This window comes from Actinomadura monticuli, assembly GCF_041463655.1.
In the GTDB taxonomy this organism is placed as follows: domain Bacteria; phylum Actinomycetota; class Actinomycetes; order Streptosporangiales; family Streptosporangiaceae; genus Spirillospora; species Spirillospora monticuli.
The window spans coordinates 20,450-38,466 of the sequence record NZ_JAXCEI010000021.1 but is presented as its reverse complement, the minus strand read 5'-3'; the positions used below and the strand labels follow the sequence as shown (position 1 = coordinate 38,466).

19 protein-coding genes are annotated in these 18,017 nt (G+C 74.8%); 12 read left to right on the top strand and 7 right to left on the bottom strand.

Annotated elements, in window-relative coordinates:
• Window positions 1–63 precede the first annotated feature (63 nt).
• Window positions 64–267 carry a DUF5999 family protein gene (locus SM611_RS32875; RefSeq protein ID WP_131943204.1) on the bottom strand — a complete coding sequence of 68 codons (204 nt, stop codon included), beginning with the start codon at window positions 265–267 and terminating at the stop codon, window positions 64–66.
• A gap of 276 nt (window positions 268–543) precedes the next feature.
• Between SM611_RS32875 and SM611_RS32870 the strand changes: the two genes are divergently transcribed.
• From SM611_RS32870 to SM611_RS32860, 3 genes are read left to right on the top strand one after another with little or no spacing between them, the layout of a single operon-like run.
• On the top strand, window positions 544–1,272 hold the full coding sequence (locus SM611_RS32870) for a (Fe-S)-binding protein (protein ID WP_371954227.1): 729 nt from the start codon (window positions 544–546) through the stop codon (window positions 1,270–1,272).
• Window positions 1,269–2,717 carry a lactate utilization protein B gene (locus SM611_RS32865; RefSeq protein ID WP_371954226.1) on the top strand — a complete coding sequence of 483 codons (1,449 nt, stop codon included), beginning with the start codon at window positions 1,269–1,271 and terminating at the stop codon, window positions 2,715–2,717. The genes SM611_RS32870 and SM611_RS32865 overlap by 4 nt, the downstream gene beginning before the upstream one ends.
• Entirely contained in the window at window positions 2,714–3,355 is a 642-nt protein-coding gene (locus SM611_RS32860; protein WP_371954225.1) for a LutC/YkgG family protein, read from the top strand. Before SM611_RS32865 ends, SM611_RS32860 begins: the two co-directional genes overlap by 4 nt.
• An 8-nt stretch (window positions 3,356–3,363) precedes the next feature.
• Here the strand turns inward: SM611_RS32860 and SM611_RS32855 are convergent, their stop codons facing one another.
• A complete protein-coding gene (locus tag SM611_RS32855; RefSeq protein WP_371954224.1) occupies window positions 3,364–3,930 on the bottom strand; it encodes a TetR family transcriptional regulator in 567 nt (188 codons plus the stop codon).
• Window positions 3,931–4,046: 116 nt separating this feature from the next.
• Between SM611_RS32855 and SM611_RS32850 the strand changes: the two genes are divergently transcribed.
• Window positions 4,047–4,463, top strand: a complete 417-nt coding sequence (locus SM611_RS32850; protein ID WP_371954223.1) for a plectin — start codon at window positions 4,047–4,049, stop codon at window positions 4,461–4,463.
• A gap of 159 nt (window positions 4,464–4,622) precedes the next feature.
• Entirely contained in the window at window positions 4,623–5,339 is a 717-nt protein-coding gene (locus SM611_RS32845; RefSeq protein WP_371954222.1) for a maleylpyruvate isomerase N-terminal domain-containing protein, read from the top strand.
• Here the strand turns inward: SM611_RS32845 and SM611_RS32840 are convergent.
• A complete protein-coding gene (locus SM611_RS32840; RefSeq protein ID WP_371954221.1) occupies window positions 5,300–6,637 on the bottom strand; it encodes a nitrate/nitrite transporter in 1,338 nt (445 codons plus the stop codon). The two genes, SM611_RS32845 and SM611_RS32840, sit on opposite strands and share 40 nt — an antisense overlap.
• Window positions 6,638–6,828: 191 nt before the next feature.
• Between SM611_RS32840 and SM611_RS32835 the strand changes: the two genes are divergently transcribed.
• On the top strand, window positions 6,829–7,077 hold the full coding sequence (locus SM611_RS32835) for a metallothionein (RefSeq protein WP_371954220.1): 249 nt from the start codon (window positions 6,829–6,831) through the stop codon (window positions 7,075–7,077).
• 89 nt (window positions 7,078–7,166) lie between these two features.
• On the opposite strand, the gene SM611_RS32830 is transcribed toward SM611_RS32835, so the two are convergent.
• On the bottom strand, window positions 7,167–7,661 hold the full coding sequence (locus SM611_RS32830; RefSeq protein ID WP_371954219.1) for an NUDIX domain-containing protein: 495 nt from the start codon (window positions 7,659–7,661) through the stop codon (window positions 7,167–7,169).
• A gap of 290 nt (window positions 7,662–7,951) precedes the next feature.
• Between SM611_RS32830 and SM611_RS32825 the strand changes: the two genes are divergently transcribed.
• Genes SM611_RS32825 through SM611_RS32810 form a run of 4 tightly spaced genes read left to right on the top strand, consistent with a single transcriptional unit; the run spans window position 7,952 to window position 12,377 of the window.
• Window positions 7,952–10,030: a molybdopterin oxidoreductase family protein gene (locus tag SM611_RS32825; RefSeq protein WP_371954218.1), complete on the top strand. Its 2,079-nt coding sequence runs from the start codon at window positions 7,952–7,954 to the stop codon at window positions 10,028–10,030.
• A 56-nt stretch (window positions 10,031–10,086) separates the two neighbouring features.
• Window positions 10,087–10,479 (top strand): nitrite reductase small subunit NirD, encoded by a 393-nt coding sequence (gene nirD / locus SM611_RS32820; RefSeq protein ID WP_371954217.1) that lies wholly within the window; start codon window positions 10,087–10,089, stop codon window positions 10,477–10,479.
• A complete protein-coding gene (locus tag SM611_RS32815) occupies window positions 10,463–11,653 on the top strand; it encodes a uroporphyrinogen-III synthase (RefSeq protein ID WP_371954216.1) in 1,191 nt (396 codons plus the stop codon). Before nirD ends, SM611_RS32815 begins: the two co-directional genes overlap by 17 nt.
• The gene (locus tag SM611_RS32810) at window positions 11,646–12,377 is read left to right on the top strand and encodes a sirohydrochlorin chelatase (RefSeq protein ID WP_371954215.1); all 732 of its coding nucleotides are present in this window, start codon (window positions 11,646–11,648) and stop codon (window positions 12,375–12,377) included. Before SM611_RS32815 ends, SM611_RS32810 begins: the two co-directional genes overlap by 8 nt.
• Here the strand turns inward: SM611_RS32810 and SM611_RS32805 are convergent.
• On the bottom strand, window positions 12,326–12,826 hold the full coding sequence (locus tag SM611_RS32805) for a MarR family winged helix-turn-helix transcriptional regulator (protein WP_371954214.1): 501 nt from the start codon (window positions 12,824–12,826) through the stop codon (window positions 12,326–12,328). The genes SM611_RS32810 and SM611_RS32805 overlap by 52 nt on opposite strands.
• A gap of 118 nt (window positions 12,827–12,944) precedes the next feature.
• Between SM611_RS32805 and SM611_RS32800 the strand changes: the two genes are divergently transcribed.
• Together SM611_RS32800 and SM611_RS32795 are read left to right on the top strand one after the other, a co-directional pair.
• On the top strand, window positions 12,945–13,928 hold the full coding sequence (locus SM611_RS32800) for an ATP-binding cassette domain-containing protein (RefSeq protein WP_371954213.1): 984 nt from the start codon (window positions 12,945–12,947) through the stop codon (window positions 13,926–13,928).
• Between the two features lie 2 nt (window positions 13,929–13,930).
• Window positions 13,931–14,836 carry an ABC transporter permease gene (locus tag SM611_RS32795; protein WP_371954212.1) on the top strand — a complete coding sequence of 302 codons (906 nt, stop codon included), beginning with the start codon at window positions 13,931–13,933 and terminating at the stop codon, window positions 14,834–14,836.
• Window positions 14,837–14,981: 145 nt separating this feature from the next.
• On the opposite strand, the gene SM611_RS32790 is transcribed toward SM611_RS32795, so the two are convergent.
• Together SM611_RS32790 and SM611_RS32785 are read right to left on the bottom strand one after the other, a co-directional pair.
• Window positions 14,982–16,346: an RNA polymerase sigma factor gene (locus SM611_RS32790; protein WP_371954211.1), complete on the bottom strand. Its 1,365-nt coding sequence runs from the start codon at window positions 16,344–16,346 to the stop codon at window positions 14,982–14,984.
• 482 nt (window positions 16,347–16,828) lie between these two features.
• Complete coding sequence (locus SM611_RS32785) at window positions 16,829–17,992, bottom strand: AMP-binding protein (protein WP_371954210.1); 1,164 nt, start codon at window positions 17,990–17,992, stop codon at window positions 16,829–16,831.
• Window positions 17,993–18,017: the final 25 nt, after the last annotated feature.

Sequence of the window (18,017 nt, the reverse complement as noted above, 5' to 3'; positions counted from 1 at the left end):
GGCAGTGGTGGGCGTTGCCCCCGAGGTGATCACCCGTTTGAACTAGTCCCCCGTGGAGACCGCTCAAGCGGCGGACGGCGCCTGCAGGTCCGTCGGCCGGTGCGGCGCGATGACTCCCCCGTCGGGCAGCAGCTCACCGGTGTCCTCGAAGAGCACGACACCGTTGCACAGCAGGCTCCACCCCTGCTCGGGGTGGGCGGCCAGCGTCCGGGCGGCGTCGCGGTCGGGTGCGTCGTGCGAGGGACAGGGCGGCTGGTGCGGGCACATCGTGTGCCTCCGGTCTCAACTACTGGTCGGGTCGTGGGTGCTTTCCTTAATTGACGCACCCCAGTGTGAAGTGGTTCGCCCCCATCGGCTATAGCCCGTTGGGACGGTTGTCCGTTGGTACCGCAGTACCGGAACGGTGTGATCATCCTCACCCCGAGGTGCCAGGCACAGGGTCCCTCCCGCGCGGCGACGGACGGAGAACGACACGCCGGGGGCGCGTAACCCCTTACGATGTCGGGCGGGGAACGCCGTCACGGCGTAGGGGGAGTGAGGCCGATGCGGGTCGCGTTGTCCGTCGCGTGCTTCGATGACGCGCTGTTCCCCGACACGGGGAAGGCCGTGACCGTCCTATTGGAACGCCTTGGCCACGAGGTGGTATTCCCACCAGGCCAGACGTGCTGCGGCCAGATCCACTGGACGGCCGGCTACCACCGCGAGGCCGCCGACCTGGCCCGCGCCTACACCGCGGCGTTCGAGGGCGGCGACGTCGTGGTCGCGCCGTCCGCGTCCTGCGCGGCCGCCGTCCGGGACGCCTACCCGAGGATCGCGCGGGCGGCCCGCGACCCCGGCCTGGCCCGCGCCGCCGAGGGCATCGCCGTCTACGAGCTGACCGAGTTCCTCGTGGACGTCCTGGGCGTCACCGACGTCGGCGCCTACTTCCCGCACCGGGTCACCTACCACCCGTCCTGCCAGTCGATGCGGACGCTTGGGATCGGCGACCGGCCGCTGCGGCTGCTGCGCGCGGTGAAGGGCCTCGACCTGGTCGAGTTACCGGCCGCCGGGGAGTGCTGCGGGTTCGGCGGCGCGTTCGCGATGAAGAACGCCGACGTGTCGGTCGCGATGGTCGCCGACAAGGTCAGGCACGTCCGCGACACCGGCGCGGACGTGGTGTGCGCGGTCGACGACTCCTGCCTCGCCCACATCGGCGGGGCGCTGTCGCGGCTGCGGGCCGGCGTGCGGACGATGCACCTGGCCGAGATCCTCGCCGCGACGGGTCCGGCATGACCGGCGCGCCGCCCGGCGGGCCCGTCCCGCTGCCGATGCCGAAGTTCGCCGCCGCCGCGCGGCCCGCGCTGGCCGACACCGGCCTGCGGCGCAACCTGCGCGGCGCGACCGCGGCGCTCCGCGCGCGGACGGCCGCCGCGACCGCCGAGCCCGCCGACTGGGAGGGCCTGCGCGAGGCCGGCCGCGCCATCGGGGACGCCGCGCTCGGCGACCTCGACGTCCACCTGGAGGAGCTGGAACGCTCCGTCACGGAGGCGGGCGGGACCGTGCACTGGGCGGCGGACGTGGCCGAGGCGCGCCGCGTCGTCGCCGGCCTGGTGCGGGACGCCGGCGCGACGGAGGTCGTCCGGTCGGCGTCGCTGGCGGTCCGGGAGATCGGCCTGGACGGCGCGCTGGCCCGCATGGGCGTGACCGTCCGGGAGACCGCGCTCGCCGACCTGGCCGCCCGGCTCGGCGAGGACGAGCCGTCCCACCTGCTGTCACCGGTCGCGCACCGCGACCGCGCCCAGATCGGCGCGCTGCTCCGGCGCGGCCTGCCCGCCGCCGGGCCCGACGCGGCCGATGACCCCGAGGCGCTCGCCGCGGCGGCCCGCGCCCACCTGCGCGAGCGGTTCCTGCGCGCCCGCGTCGCGATCATCGGCGCGAACTTCCTGGTGGCCGAGACCGGCACGGTCGTGGTGGCGGAGTCGGAGGGCAACGCGCGGATGTGCCTCACGCTGCCGGAGACGCTGATCTGCGTCGCCGGCATCGACAAGGTCGTCCCGGCATGGGATGACATGGAGGTGTTCCTTCAGCTCCTGCCGCGCGCGTCGACCGGCGACCGGATGACCCCGTACGTCTCGTCCTGGACGGGGGTGACGCCGGGCGACGGGCCGCGCGCGTTCCACCTCGTCCTGCTCGACAACGGCCGCACCAGGGCCCTCGCTGACAAGGTGGGGCGCGCCGCGCTGCGCTGCATCCGCTGCTCGGCCTGCCTGAACGTCTGCCCGGTCTACGAGCGGACGGGCGGGCGGCCCTACGGGCCGGTCTATCCGGGGCCGATCGGCGCGATCCTCACCCCGCAGCTGCGCGGGGTGGAGAGCGCGGCCATGGCGTCGCTGCCGTACGCGTCCACGCTCTGCGGCGCCTGCGCCGTCGTCTGCCCGGTGAAGATCGACATCCCGGAGGTGCTGGTCCACCTGCGCGGCACGGTGGTGGAGTCGCGCCGCCGGCGGCCCGTCCCGCCGCCCGAGATGGTGCTGATGCGCGGCCTGGCCTGGACGATGGGCGACCCGCGCCGCCACGAGACCGTCCTGCGGCGCGGCACCCGGTGGGCGCGGCTGCTGTCGCGCGGCGGGCGGATCCGCCGCCTGCCCGGCCTGCTCGGCACGTGGACGGAGGCCCGCGACCTGCCCGCGCCGCCCGCGGAGAGCTTCCGCGCCTGGTGGGACAGGACCCGGGCGTGACCGCGCGCGATGAGGTGCTGCGGCGGGTCCGCGAGGCCCTCGGCGGGTCGCGCGGCGCGCGCCCGCCCGTGCCGCGCGGCTACGCGCGGCGGCTGCCGGAGGCGGAGGCGGCGACGCGGGCGGACGTCCTCGCCCTGTTCACCGAGCGGGTCGCCGACAACCGGGCGGCGGTCCGGCACGTCGGCGCGGACGAGCTGGGCACCGCGGTGGCCGCCGCGCTGTGGGGGCGGGAGGCCAAGCAGATCGTCGTCCCGGCGGACCTGCCGTACGGCTGGCTCGCCGAGCTGGACGGCGTCCGTGCGCTCGCCGACACCCCGGCGCTCGACGCCGACGCCCTGGCCGCCGCGGACGGCGCGGTGACCGGCTGCGCGGTGGCGATCGCGCAGACGGGCACGGTCGTCCTGGACGGCGGCCGGGCGCAGGGGCGGCGGGCCCTCACGCTCGTGCCCGGCTACCACCTGTGCGTGGTGCACGCCGACCAGATCGTGGGGACGGTCCCGGAGGCGGTCTCCCGCCTGGACCCGGCGCGGCCGCTGACGTGGATCAGCGGTCCGTCCGCCACCCACGGCATCGAGTTGCGGCGGGTCGAGGGCGTGCACGGACCGCTCCAGCTGGAGATCCTCGTCGTGGAGGACTGACCGGGCGGCTACCGCACGCCGGTGAGGAGCAGGTCGAGGCCGGCCTGGAAGCGCGCGTCCCAGTCGACGGCGCGGTCGGCGCCGTCCTCGCCGGTGCCGCGCACCTCCAGGGCGGTGTGTCCGATCACGTAGCTGAGGAGGGCGTGCGCGGCGACGGCGGCCGCGTCCTCGGCGACGCCCCCGCGCCGCATGACCTCGCGCAGGGACGCGACCGTGGCGGTGAGCGCGGCGGGGTTGCGGCGGGTGACGACGAGAGGGAGGACCCCGGCGTGCGCCATCAGCCGCCCCCGGTAGTCGGCGGCCCAGCCGCGCAGGACGTCCTGCCAGCGCCGCGACGGGGCGTCGTCCGCGGGGGCGGAGGCGACGTGCGCGACGAGGCCGTCGAGGAGCTGCTCCTTGCCGCGGGGGAGGTGGTGGTAGATCGCCATCGCCTCGACCTCGAGGGAGTCTCCGAGGCGGCGCATCGTGAGGCGGCCGAGCCCCTGGCCGTCGACGATCCGCAGGGCCGCCTCGATGATCCGCTCGGTGGACAGCGGGGCGCGGTGCTGGGCGTTGATGCTGGGCTGCCTGACCATGAGACCGCACCTTACTACGTAAAGGGCCGGAGCCGGGTGTCCGCCGCCATGACACGCCGGAACCCCGCGTACGCTTACCTCGATCAGGCATCGCAGACCGTCGAGGGAGTACCACCATGCCGCTGGGCCGCCGTGTGAGCAAGGACGTCGCGGAGCAGTACGAGGCCGACCAGCGGCTGGCCGCCGAGTACGAGGGCAGGCTCGCGGCGGCCGGCGACGCGGAGCGGGCGCTGCGCGAGGCGCAGGCCGCGGACGTCACCGGGCCGGAGCTGCGCGCGCTGACGGTGGTGTTCGACAAGGCGATGACGGCGGCGCTCGCCGCCGCCGAGGCGTCCGAGCGGGTCGCCATGGGGCCCAAGGCGTACTCGACCGCCGCGCAGGACGCCAAGACGCGCCGCGCCGCCGAGATCGCCTACCGCAAGGCGAAGGCGCGCCCGGCCGTCCGCCCGTGGACGGAGGAGGTCGACCGGCTGCGCACGGCCCGCGAGGCGCACCGGCTGAGCTTCAAGACGGTGCCGTCCGCGCTCGGCTGAGCCGCCCGCTCGGGTGACGACACAGCGTCACCGGGTGGCACCGGCCACCGAACTCTGAGAGTCTGCCCTCTCGGGGAACGCCGGGGGCGCCCCGCCGCGACAGCGTGCGCGCGGACGCGCCCCGGCGGAGAGGGCACACGGTGCTCTGGACGTTGGGGGATGTCAGTGGAGCGCACGCCGCCGGACCGGTGCCGCGTACTCGAGTCCTACCAGGACGGGGTGAAGGCGATCCGCGCGCTGGCGGGGGCCGTCCGCGACTGGGACGTGCCGACGCCGTGCGCCGACTGGCGGCTGATCGACCTCGCCGGGCACCTGCGCTGCGTCGCGGAGAACTACCTGGAGTACCTCCAGGACGCGCCGGACAGCCGGCTGGCGACGCTGTTCGCGCAGGAGGCGGCGACGGCGGTGCTGATCCGGCAGCAGGCGCGGCAGAACGCGGCCGAGCTCGCGGTGCTACCGCCCGAGCCGGGCCCCGACCGGATCATGTCCTTCGGGGTGTCGGCCGGGGCGTACGCCGACCTGCTGCCCGACATGTGGGACCGGACGCACCTGATCTACCGGGGCACCAAGTACACGGTCGGCGACCACGCGGGCGCGGCGTGCGTGGAGTGGCACCTGCACGCCTGGGACATGGCCCGCGCGACCGGCGCAGACTACCGGCCGCGCGACCCGGACCTGCTGGTGTCGGCGTGGCACTGGGGCGTCCCGCACCTGCCGCTCGCGTCGGGGGACGCGTGGGAGGCGGTGCTGCGCTCGTCGGGCCGGTCGCCGCGCTGGCCCGAGCCCGACGACCGGCCGGGTGACAGGTCCGGCCGGTCGCGGCGGCGGTCCGGGCGTCAGACGCCCTCGGGCCTGCCGGGGCGGTCCCGCAGGTAGACCAGCCACGTGAGGGCGCAGCACACGGCGTAGAAGGCGATGAACGCGATGTAGGCGCCGTCGCCGGTTCCGGAGGCGAGGAACGACTGCCGGAACGCGACGTTGACGAGCACGCCGCCCAGCGCGCCGACGGCGCCGGCGATGCCGATCAGCGCGCCGGACAGGCGGCGGGCCTCGGCCTCGGGGGCCTTGGCGCGGAAGATCGCGGGGATCATCTTGTAGGTGGAGCCGTTGCCGATGCCGCTGAACGCGAACAGCAGGACGAACCCGGTGAGGAACAGCGGCAGGGACCCGCTCGTCGACGCGGCCAGCACCAGGCCGGCGGCCGCGGCCATCGCGACGAAGGTCCAGAAGGTCACGGCGGCGCCGCCGAGCCGGTCGGCCAGGCGCCCGCCGGCGGGGCGCAGCAGCGAGCCGAGCGCGGGGCCGAGGAACGTCAGGTAGGCGGCCTTGACGGGGGTGTCGAAGTCGTCCGCGAACTGCACCTGCAGGACCTGCCCGAACGCGAACCCGAACCCGATGAACGACCCGAACGTGCCGATGTAGAGCACCGACATGATCCAGGTGTGGGCGTCCTTGCAGACGTCCCGCATCGCCCGCCGGTCGTTGCGCGCGTGCGCGAGGTTGTCCATGCGCAGCCAGGCGGCGAGGGCGGCGAGGACGATCAGCGGGATGTAGACGCCCGCGACGAGCCCCGGGTGGTCCTTGCCGGCGGTGGCGAGGACGAGGAGCCCGACGAGCTGGACGACGGCGACGCCGAGGTTGCCGCCGCCGGCGTTGATCCCGAGCGCCCACCCCTTGAGCCGCTGCGGGTAGAACGCGTTGATGTTGGCCATCGAGGACGCGAAGTTGCCGCCGCCGACGCCCGCGACGGCGGCGAGGACCAGCAGCGTGGTGAACGAGACGCCGGGCTCGATCAGGAACGCGGCGAGCACGGCGGGGACGAGCAGCAGGGCCGCGCTGAAGACCGTCCAGTTGCGGCCGCCGAAGCGGGCGACCGCGAACGTGTAGGGGATGCGCAGCGCGGAGCCGATGAGGGCGGGGACGGCGGTGAGGGTGAACTTGCCCGCCGGGTCGATGCCGTAGGCCGGGCCGAGGAACAGCACGAGGACCGACCACAGCGTCCACACCGAGAACCCGATGTGCTCGGAGATGATCGAGTAGATCAGGTTGCGGCGGGCGACGCGCGCGCCGCCGCCGGCCCAGAAGGCGGGGTCCTCGGGCCGCCAGTCCTCGATCCAGCGGCCCTTCGCCGGCCGGGCGCGGTCCCCGCGCGGGGTTTGGGTGGTGACGGTCATGAGGTGCTCTCCCTGGTCGGTTCGGACGGGTCGACCGTAGGGAGGCGTGGTTTCGGGGGCGTGTGGCCGGTCATACGCCGGTGATAACTCCGTCGCACAGGGCGGCACGTCCGGCGGTGAGACCCGGGGTAGACCCGGGCCGGGCCGGGTAGGCAGTGGTCGCGAGCGGCGGGGGAAACGGAGTGAGACCGATGGCGACCTGTGAGGTCTGCGGCAACGACTACGCGATGGCCTTCGAGGTGCACGCGCAGGGGCAGGTGCACACGTTCGACTCGTTCGAGTGCGCGGTCACGAAGATGGCGCCGATCTGCGAGCACTGCCAGTGCCGGATCATGGGGCACGGCGTGGAGGTGAGCGGGCACTTCTACTGCTGCGCGCACTGCGCCCGCGCCGTCGACCCGGAGGGCGCGCGCCAGATCAAGGACGCGGTCCCGGTCTGAGACCGGGGCCGGCCCGGTGCGGGTCGCCCGGTGCGGTCGGCCCGGTGCGGGCCCGGCTCGCGCGGGTGCCGGCTCGGTCGCGGGCCGGTTCAGGCCCGGTGCGCGCCGAACCGCTGCTCGCGCCCGTCCTCCAGGTAGACGGCGCGGCCGTCGGCCATGGCCCGCAGGCTGGGGTCCATCCGGCGGGAGACGTGCGGCGGGGCCAGTTCGGGGATCTTCTCCGGCGCCACGAGGACGTGGTCGGACAGCTCCTCGGGCGGCAGCCGGATCGCCGCGATCTCCGCGCCGGTGATCGTGCCGCCGAACACGAACACGTTGACGGCGTCGACTCCGTCGTCGCGCGGCGAGCCCCAGTCGACGCAGGCCAGGCCGTCCAGCCGGGGGACGAGGCCGAGCTCCTCCTCGCATTCGCGCACGCACGCCGACAGCGGGGACTCGTCGGCCTCGATGACCCCGCCGGGCAGGTACCAGCCCTCGCTGTAGGTGGGCTTGACCAGCAGGACCCGCCCGAGGTCGTCCAGGAGCAGGGCCGCCGCGGCGCCGCGGGCGCGCGGCAGGGAGGCGTAGTAAGCAAGGTCGGGCATGTACCGAGGTTAGGCGTGATCACCGGGGGATGATCGGGGCGGGCGGGGGGCGGGGGCCGCATCCGTCCACGAGATCGCCGGACGACCACGAATCCGTTCGGTAATCGGGCAAATAATGACGAATAGGCCATGACAGGGATCGACAACGCTTGACACGCGTTCGTCAAGGCCCGGGGGCGGCGCCCCGGGCGGGCGTCCTGACCTCGGCGGACGCCGCGCGTGAACCGCATTTAACGCCGGGGTCACACCGGGGACTCCGCGGCGAAACGGCGCCCGCCGAGTCTCGGCGCATGACCGGGACTCCCACGCACTGTCCGTACTGCGCCCTTCAATGCGGCATGACCCTGGACGCGGCCGGCGCGGGCGCCGTGCGGGTCACTCCGCGCGACGACGTGCCCGCCAACCGCGGCGGGCTGTGCCAGAAGGGCTGGACGGCGGCGGAGGTGCTGACCGTCCCCGACCGGCTGACCACCCCGCTGATGCGGAGCGGCCGGGAGGCGCCGCTGGAGCCCTGCACCTGGGACGAGGCGCTCGACCGCGTCGCCGCCGAGGCCGCCCGGCTGCGGGCGCTGCACGGTCCGGACGCCGTCGCGGTGTTCGGCGGCGGCGGGCTGACCAACGAGAAGGCGTACCAGCTCGGGAAGTTCGCCCGTCTCGCGCTCGGCACGTCCCAGATCGACTACAACGGGCGGTTCTGCATGTCGTCGGCCGCGGCGGCGTCCGCCCGGGCGTTCGGGATGGACCGCGGGCTGCCGGGGCCGGTCACGGACCTGGCGGCGTCGGGCGCCGTCCTGCTCGCGGGCGGGAACCCGGCGGAGACGATGCCGCCGTTCATGCGTCACCTGGCGGAGATGCGCGACGGCGGCGGAGCCCTCATCGTGGTGGACCCGCGCCGCACCGCCACCGCCCGCCAGGCCGACCTGCACCTCCAGCCGGTGCCCGGCACCGACGTCGCCCTCGCCAACGGGCTGCTGCACCTGGCGCTCGCCGAGGGCCTGGCCGACGAGGACTACATCGCCGCCCGGACCACCGGGTTCGAGGCCGTCCGGACGGTCGTCAACGCCTACTGGCCGGACCGGGTCGAGCGCATCACCGGCGTCCCCGTCCCCGCGCTGCGCGAGGCCGTGCGGCTGCTGGCCCGCGCCGGCCGCGCCCACGTGCTGACCGCGCGGGGGGCCGAGCAGCACGCGCGCGGCACCGACATGGTCGGCGCGTTCATCAACCTGGCCCTCGCGCTCGGGCTGCCCGGCCGCGAGGGGTCCGGCTACGGGTGCCTGACCGGGCAGGGCAACGGGCAGGGCGGGCGCGAGCACGGGCAGAAGGCCGACCAGCTCCCCGGCTACCGGAAGATCGACGACCCGGCGGCCCGCGCGCACGTCGCGGCCGTCTGGGGCGTCGACCCCGCCGACCTGCCCGGCCCCGGGCGGTCGGCGTACGAGCTGCTGTCGGCGCTCGGCACCGGCGGCGGCCCGAAGGCGCTGCTGCTGTTCGGGTCGAACCCGGTGGTGTCGGCGCCGCGCGCCGCGCGGGTGGAGGAGCGGCTCGGCGCCCTGGACCTGCTGGTGGTGGCCGACTTCGTGCCGTCGGAGACCGCGCGGCGCGCCGACGTCGTGCTGCCGTCCGCGCAGTGGGCCGAGGAGTCGGGGACGATGACGAACCTGGAGGGCCGGGTGCTGCGGCGGCGCCGGGCCGTCCCGCCGCCGGCCGGGGTCCGCACCGACCTGGAGATCATGGGCGCGCTCGCGGAGCGGCTGAAGGCGCCGGGGGAGTGGAGCACCGACCCGGAGACGGTGTTCGGCGAGCTGCGCCGGGCAAGCGCGGGCGGCGTCGCCGACTACGCCGGCATCAGCTACGCGCGGGTCGAGGCCGAGGGCGGGGTGTTCTGGCCCTGTCCCTCGCCGGACCACCCGGGCACGCCGCGCCCCTACCTCGACGGGTTCGCCACGCCGGACGGGCGGGCCCGGTTCGTCCCGGTCGAGCACCACGGCCCCGCCGAGGACGTCGACGAGGACCACCCCGTCTACCTGACCACGGGCCGGGTCCTCGCGCAGTACCAGTCGGGCGCGCAGACGAGGCGCGTGCAGGCGCTGGCCGAGGCCGCGCCGGGGCCGTTCGTCGAGATGCATCCCGACCTGGCCGAACGCCTCGGCATCGAGGACGGCGCCGACGTCCGGGTGGAGAGCCGCCGCGGCGCGGTGACCGTGCGGGCGCGGCTGACCGACGCGATCCGCAGCGACACCGTCTTCGTCCCGTTCCACTGGGCGGGGGAGGGGCGGGCGAACCTGCTCACCAACCCCGCCCTCGACCCGGTGTCGCGGATGCCGGAGTTCAAGGTGTGCGCCGTCCGGGTGGGAGTGAGTCCCTTTTAACACGGCGGTGACAAAGGAGACCCAGCGGCGAAACCGCCCTTACGGAGGATCGGCTCATGACCACGACACCCGAAGCGACGATCACCAGGGACCGGGCGGGCCGGACGGCGGCTCGCTGGTTCGACATCTGCTCCTACGCCGGATTGATCCCCGAGCGCGGTGTCTGCGCGATGGTGGACGGAACGCAGGTGGCGGTCTTCCGCGTGTTCGACGGCACCCTGTACGCGCTGTCGAACCTCGACCCGTTCAGCGGCGCCTACGTGCTGTCGCGCGGGATCCTCGGCACACGCGACGGGACGCCGACCGTGGCGTCCCCCATGTACAAGCAGGTGTTCGACCTGCGGACCGGGGCGTGCCTGGACGACCCGCGGGTGGCGGTGCCGGCCTTCCGGGTCCGCCGCACCGGGGACCGGGTGGAGGTGGCGCTCACCGATGAGCACCGGCAGTGAGCCGCTGGCCGGGTTCGCCGTCGGCGTGACGGCGGCCCGCCGGCACGAGGAGCTCGCGACGCTGCTGGAGCGGCGCGGCGCCAGGGTCGTGCTGGCGCCCGCCATCCGGCTCGTCCCGATCGCCGACGACGCCGAACTGCTGGAGGCCACCCGCGAGTGTGCCGCGGGGCCGCTGGACCACGTCGTCGCGACGACGGGGATCGGTTTCCGGGCGTGGCTGGAGGCGGCGGACGGGCACGGGCTGCGCGACGCGCTCGTCGCCCGCCTCGCCGGGGCCGAGATCGTGGCGCGCGGCCCGAAGGCGCGCGGCGCGATCCGGTCCGCCGGGCTGCGGGAGGCGTGGTCGCCGGATTCCGAGGGGTGCGCCGAGGTGACCCGGCACCTGCTCGGGAAGGACCTGGCGGGCACCCGGGTCGCCGTGCAGCTGTACGGCGAGCGGCAGCCGGAGCTGACCGGGGCGCTGCGCGCCGCGGGCGCCGAGGTGATCGAGATCCCGGTGTACCGGTGGTCGCGCGCCGAGGACCCCTCGCCGCTGCGCCGGCTCGCCGGCCAGGCGGTCGCGGGCACGGTCGACGCCATCACGTTCACCAGCGCGCCGGCGGTCGCCGCGACGCTGGCCGTCGCCGCGGAGGACGGGCTGGAGGAGGCCCTGCTGGAGGCCATGCGCACGCACGTCGTGGCGGCGTGCGTGGGGCCCGTCACCGCGCGGGCGCTCACCGAGCACGGCGTCCCGACCGTCCAGCCGGAGCGGGCCCGGCTGGGCGCGCTCGTTCGCGCCCTGGTCACGGACCTGCCGCGGCGCCGGTCGCGGCGGCTGTCGGTGCGCGGGACGTCGCTGGAGCTGCGCGGGCACGCCGTCGTGCTGGACGGGCAGCTGCGGCCGATCGCGCCGGCGCCGATGGCGATCCTGCGGGCGCTGGCGCGGCGCCCGGGGCACGTGGTGTCGCGGGCGGAGCTGTGCGGCGCGCTGCCGAGCCGCCCGGCGGGCAACGGCGTCCCCCGGGGCCGGGAGGCGCGGCCGCAGGCCGACGAGCACGCGGTCGAGATGGCGGTGGCGCGGCTGCGCCGCGGCCTCGGCCGGCCGGGAATCGTGGAGACGGTCGTCAAGCGCGGCTACCGGCTGGCGTGCGACCCGCGGCTGGTGGACCGGCTCCCGGCGGGCGCCGGTGGCTGACTCGCGCCCGGCGCTGCTGGCCGTCGCGCACGGGACGCGGGACCCGGCCGGGCCCGCCGCCGCCCGCGCCCTCCTGGACCGGGTGCGGGCGATGCGGCCCGGGCTGCGGGTCGCGGAGGCGTACGGCGAGCTGTCGGAGCCCTCGCTGGAGGGGGCCGCGTCCCGGCTCGGCGGCGGGCCGGTCGTGGTGGTGCCGCTCATGCTGGCGCGCGGCTACCACGCGCTGATCGACATCCCGGACCGCGCCGCGCGGCTGCTGCCCGGCGCGGTGACGGCCCGGCCGCTCGGCCCCGACGCGCTGCTGGCCGAGGCGCTCGCCCGCCGCCTGGGCGAGTGCGCGCAGACCCGGATTCCGCCGCGCAGCGAGGACGCCGTCGTCCTCGCCGCGGCGGGGTCCGCCGACCCCGCGGGGGCCGATGACGTGCGGGCCGCCGCCCGGCTGCTGGCGCGGCGGCTGCGGCGGCCCGTCACTCACGGCTTCGTCGCGGCGGGCGGCCCCGCCCTGGCGGACGTCGTCGCGGAACGGCGCCGCCGGGGTGCCGGGCGCGTGGTCGTGGCGTCCTACCTGCTCGCGCCCGGCCGGTTCCTGGACCGGGCGCGGGCGTGCGGCGCGGACGCGGTGTCCGCGCCGATCGGGGCGGACGGCGCCGCGGCGCGCCTCGTCCTGCGCCGCTACGACGAGGCGCGGTCGGGCATCGGCTCCGCGGCCCTCCCGGTGCGCTGAAGCGTCCCGGCGAACCGGTCGTCGTGGTGGGCCAGCACGCGCAGCAGCATCTCCTTGAAGAGGCGCCGCTCGGCCGGTGACAGCGGCTCGAACAGGAGCTCGTTGAGCCGGACGCGGGCGTCGAGGCTCTCGCCGAGGAACAGCCGTCCGTTCTCGGTGGCGTCGAGCGCGTACCGGCGCCGGTCGCCGGGATCGCGGCGGCGCTCGACGTGGCCGGCCTTCTCCAGCGTGTCCACGATGCCGACCAGGTCGCCGGGGTCCATGCTGAGCCGCTCGGCGACCTCGCGCTGGGACAGCGGGCCGGACCGCGCCACGCACCACAGGACGAGCAGGTGGGGCAGCCGCGGCTGGCCGGGGAGCATCCGCGCCGCGGTCCGCCGGACGAGGCGCACCGTCTCGAACATGAGGTAGGTGGGCGAGTCGTACATCGGGTCGGACTGGTCCGTCACGTCCGGCTCCTCGGAGTCGTTTGGGCTGTCCTATCTCTCTTGACGTGAGAGATAGGATACTCCTACCGTTGGACAGCCCAAAGATGGGCGCGCGATTCCATACGGAGGGGAGGCCCCCATGCCGGACGGGGAACCCGCCGTCGAGGTCGACGGCCTGATCAAGAAGTTCGGCGACGTGGAGGCCGTGCGGGGGATCGACTTCACCGTGCGGGCGGGGGAGATCTTCGGTTTCCTCGGCCCGAACGGCGCGGGCAAGTCCACGACCATCAACATGCTCTGCACCCTGCTGCGCCCGTCCGGCGGCCGCGCGCGGGTGGCCGGCCACGACGTGGTCGCCGAACGCGACAGCGTGCGCCGCAACATCGGACTGGTGTTCCAGGACCCCACGCTCGACGGCTACCTGTCGGGCGAGCAGAACCTGCGCTTCCACGCCGAGCTGTACGGGGTGCCGCGCTCGGTGACGGCCGGCCGCATCCGCCAGGTGCTGGAGATGGTCAACCTGTGGGACCGCCGCGGCGACCTGGTGCAGACCTACTCCGGCGGCATGAAGCGCCGGCTGGAGATCGCCCGGGGGCTGCTGCACTCTCCGCGGGTGCTGTTCCTGGACGAGCCGACCGTCGGGCTGGACCCGCAGACCCGGGCGTCGATCTGGGAGTACATCCGGCAGCTGCAGCGCGCCGAGGAGATCACGATCTTCATGACGACGCACTACATGGACGAGGCCGAGTTCTGCGAGCGCATCGCGATCATGGATTCGGGGCGGATCGTCGCGCTCGACACCCCCGAGGCGCTGAAGGCGGGCGTCGGCGAGGACCGCATCCGCATCCAGACCGCCGACGACCTGGCGGCGATCGCCGAGATCGGGGAGCGGTTCGGGCTGGAGGCGGTCGTGTCGGAGGGCGCGGTCACGTTCTCGGTGGCCTCCGGGGAGGCGTTCGTGCCGCGGCTGTTCGCCGAGCTGGGCGTCCCGATCCGGTCGGTGAACGTGGCGCGGCCGTCGCTGGACGACGTGTTCATGTCCTTCACCGGCTCCACGATCCGGGACGCCGAGGCGTCGGGGAGCGACCGGATGCGGATGGCGATGCGCGCGGCGAGGAGATGACGATGGCGAGCACGGCGGAGAAGGCGGAGAAGGCGGGGCGGGGGACGGTCCCCGAGGTCGTGCGGGTGCGGGTGCCCGAGCGCGGCCCGCGGCAGGACCTGCGCGCCGTGAAGATCGTCCTGCACCGCGAGCTGATCCGGTTCTGGCGGGACAAGCTGCGCATGGTGTCGGGCCTCGTCCAGCCGGTGCTGTGGCTGCTGGTCATGGGCACCGGCCTGTCCAACCTCGTGACCAGCGGCGGCGGCCCGGCCGGGGACGTCGACCTGAAGACGTTCATCTACCCCGGCGTGTGCGCGATGTCGGTGATGTTCACCGCGATGTTCTCCGCGGGGTCGATCGTGTGGGACCGCGAGTTCGGGTTCCTGCGCGAGATGCTCGTGGCGCCGGTCAGCCGCAGCGCGATCGTGGTCGGCAAGTGCATCGGCGGCGCCGTCGTGGCGACGCTGCAGGGCGTGGTGATCGTGATGCTCGCGCCCCTCGCCGGCGTCCCCTACGATCCCGCGCTGATGGCGCAGCTCATCGGCCTGATGTTCATCGGGGCGTTCGCCCTGACGGGGTTCGGCGTGATGATGGCGGCGCGGATCACCCAGATGCAGGCGTTCTTCGGGCTCATGCAGATGGCGATGATGCCGATGATGTTCCTGTCGGGCGCGCTGTACCCGCTGAACGGCCTGCCCACGTGGCTGAGCATCCTCACCCGCTTCAACCCGCTCACCTACGCGGTCGACCCGATGCGGCACGTGGTGTTCGCGCACCTGGACGTCTCGCCGCGGCTGCTGGCCACGTTCGACCCGGGCGTGACGTGGAACGGCTGGACGGTCCCGGTCTGGCTGGAGATCGTCATCGTCCTCGGGATGGGCTTCGCTCTGATGGCGGTGGCCATCTGGGAGTTCCGCCGCGCCGACTAGGGAACACCGCCGTCACGCACCGTGATGAACCGCACGGGCCGTACGTGACTTGTTGTGCACGTTCCACCCCGCGCGGCATCGCCGCCATGGTCGGGAAGGCCCCGCCCGGAACGTTCCGGGCGGGGCCCCTTGCGCGTGCGGGATCTCAGACGGCGAAGTCGAGCAGCGGGCGGGCGTTGCTGGGGTGCCGCAGCTTGGACAGCGACTCCTTCTCCAGCTGGCGGATCCGCTCGCGGGTCAGCCCGAGGGCCTTGCCGATCTCGTCCAGGGTGCGCGGCGTCCCGTCGTACAGCCCGAACCGCATCGCCATGATCTTGGCCTCGCGCGGCGACAGGATGTCGAGGGTGCGGCGCAGCTGGTCGGCCATCAGCTGCCGGTCGACCAGCTCGGATGCCTCGGGGCTGTCGGTGTCCTCGATGAGGTCGCCGATGCGGGTCTCGCCGTCCTCGCCGATGGTGGAGTCCAGGCTGATCGGCTGGCGGCTGGTGCGCAGCAGCTCGCGGACCTGCTCGGGGCTCTTGTCCAGCTCGACGGCGAGCTCCTCCGGGGTGGGCTCGCGGCCGAGGCGCTGGTGCATGTCGCGTTCCACGCGGCTCAGCTTGCTGAGCATCTCCAGCACGTGCACGGGCAGCCGGATGGTGCGGGCCGAGTCGGCGAAGCCGCGCTGGATGGCCTGGCGGATCCACCACATGGCGTAGGTGGAGAACTTGTAGCCCTTGGAGTAGTCGAACTTCTCCACGGCGCGGATCAGGCCGAGGTTGCCCTCCTGGACGACGTCCAGCAGCGACAGCCCGCGGTCGGAGTATTTCTTGGCGACCGAGACGACGAGCCGGAGGTTGGCCTCCAGCATGTGGGCCTTGGCGCGGCGGCCGTCGGCGGCGACCCATTCCAGGTCGGCGCGCAGGGCGGGGGAGAGGTCGCCGGTCTCCAGCTTGTGCTCGGCGTACAGCCCGGCCTCGATGCGCTTGGCGAGGTCGACCTCCTGCTCGGCGGTGAGCAGCTGGCGGCGTCCGATGGCCTTGAGGTAGGTGTGGACCGAGTCGCCCATGGTGGTCGACTGGTCGTCCAGGTCGGCGGGGGTGTCGGCGGCCTCGACCTCGGTGACCTCGAACGCCTCGTCGGCGGGCGCGTCGGCGGGTGCGTCCGTGGCGTCCGCGGGGCCCGCCGCGGCCTTGCCGGAGGGGCTGCCCGCGGCCTTGCGGGGGGTGCGCCTCTTCGCGGGACGCGCCGGCGCCGTGCCGGGCGTCGCCTGGGCGGTCTCCCCGCCGTCGTGGTCGGCGGCCGCGGCCATCTTGCGGACGGTGTCGGCCTCGCCCGCCAGGCTGATGCCGGCCTCGGACAGCTCGCGCAGGATGGAACGGCCCTGCGCCGGGCTGATCCCGGCGCTCTCGAAGGCCCCCCGCACCTCGTCGAGCGAGAGGCGCCCTTGGGCACGGCCACGCTTCAGGAGTTCGTTGAGCGCGGGGCCCGCCGTCTCCGTGAGCGGGGTCTCGACGGCGCTTCGCGGCATGGGGACACCCCCCTCCCTTCGGTGTGTGAGTGCGGCGCGGATTGTGTTCGCTGGTGGTGTTCGCTGGTAGCGCACGCACTTAACGGAACGTCGCACGGCCGGGTCATTGTTCCCGCGGCCAGGGGAGCGGCGGCCCGCCGGAGGATCGCGGAGGAACGATCCAGACGCGTCCGGTGCCCGGAATGGGCCGTTTCATACCTCTGACCAGAACCGATCTCACCTTACTTCGTAAAGGCGCCGGGCGGTATCAGCGTGACCAACGCCACTATCCGTCCGGCCCCCTCGGCCACAGCGGCCGGCCGTACCACGCGATCCCCCGTTCCTGCAGGTCAGGATCATCGTGGGGGACGGGTTCGAGGGGGTGGCGGCGAGAGGCGGGGTGCCGCTGCGGCGCAGCGGGGCGATCAGCCGTCCGGCCATGGTCGTCCCCTCCCCGCGTGATCACCCCGGTCATGCGCGGATCCGTGCGCGGGCGGACGAGGTCAGGGTGCGGCGGAGCGCAGGCGGGCGCGGTCGGGCTTCCCGGACGCCAGCAGCGGGATGGCCTCCACCAGTTCCAGCTCGCGGGGGGCCGCGTAGGCGGGCATCGTCTCGCGGACGAGGGCGCGCAGGTCGGGCAGTTCGGGGGCGGCGGAGCCCGCGGGGACGACGACGGCGGTGACGCGCTCGCCCCATTCGGGATCGGGCCGTCCGACGACGACGACGTCCCGGACGGCCGGGTGCCGCGACAGCGCGGCGGCGACCTCGCCGGCGACGACCTTCTCCCCGCCGGTGTTGATCACGTCGTCGACGCGGCCGCGGACCCGGAGCCGGCCGTCCTCCATGGCGCCGAGGTCCTGGGTGACGAACCAGCCGCCGTCCCTGGCCTCGGCGGTCAGGTCCGGCCGCAGCCGGTAGCCGGTGAACAGGGACGGGCCGGACAGGCGGATCCGGCCGCCGTCGCCGAGCGCGACCCGCATGCCGGGCAGCGGCGTCCCGTCGTAGACGCAGCCGCCGCACGTCTCGCTCATGCCGTAGGTGGTGAAGACGCGCGCGCCCCGGCCGCGCGCCTCGGCGAGCAGGCCGGGCGCGGCGGCGGCGCCGCCGAGGACGATCGCGCCGAGCCGGGACAGGTCGGCGCCGGCGTCCAGCAGGCGGCGCAGCTGGGTCGGGACGAGCGAGACGTGCAGGCCGTCCGCCCGCGCGACGGCGGCGGCGTCGAAACGCGGCGCGAGGACAGGGTCGGTGCCGGCGACCAGGGAGCGGACGAGGACCTGGACGCCGGAGATGTGGCTGGTGGGCACGCAGCACAGCCAGCGGTCGCGGGGGCCGGCCCCGATGCGGGCCAGGGTGCCGGCGGCCGAGTGCCGCAGCGCGGCCGCGGACAGCTCGACGAACTTGGGGGCTCCGGTGGATCCGGAGGTGGCGATCAGCACGGCGGTGCCGGCGTCCACGGGGGCGTGCGAGCCGCCGGGGGAGTGCGGGGCGAGGCCGTCCGCGGTCTCGACCGCGTCCGGGGACAGCGCGTCCAGCAGGGCGCGCAGGGCCGGTGCGGGCAGCCCGGGGGGCAGCGGGCAGACGGCGGGTCCGCCGTCGAGCGCGTCCGCCAGGGCTCGCAGCAGGCGGGGGCCGGGCGGGAGGACGACGGCGTGCAGTGGGCGACCCATATCCCACCAGCGTAGACGACCCCGC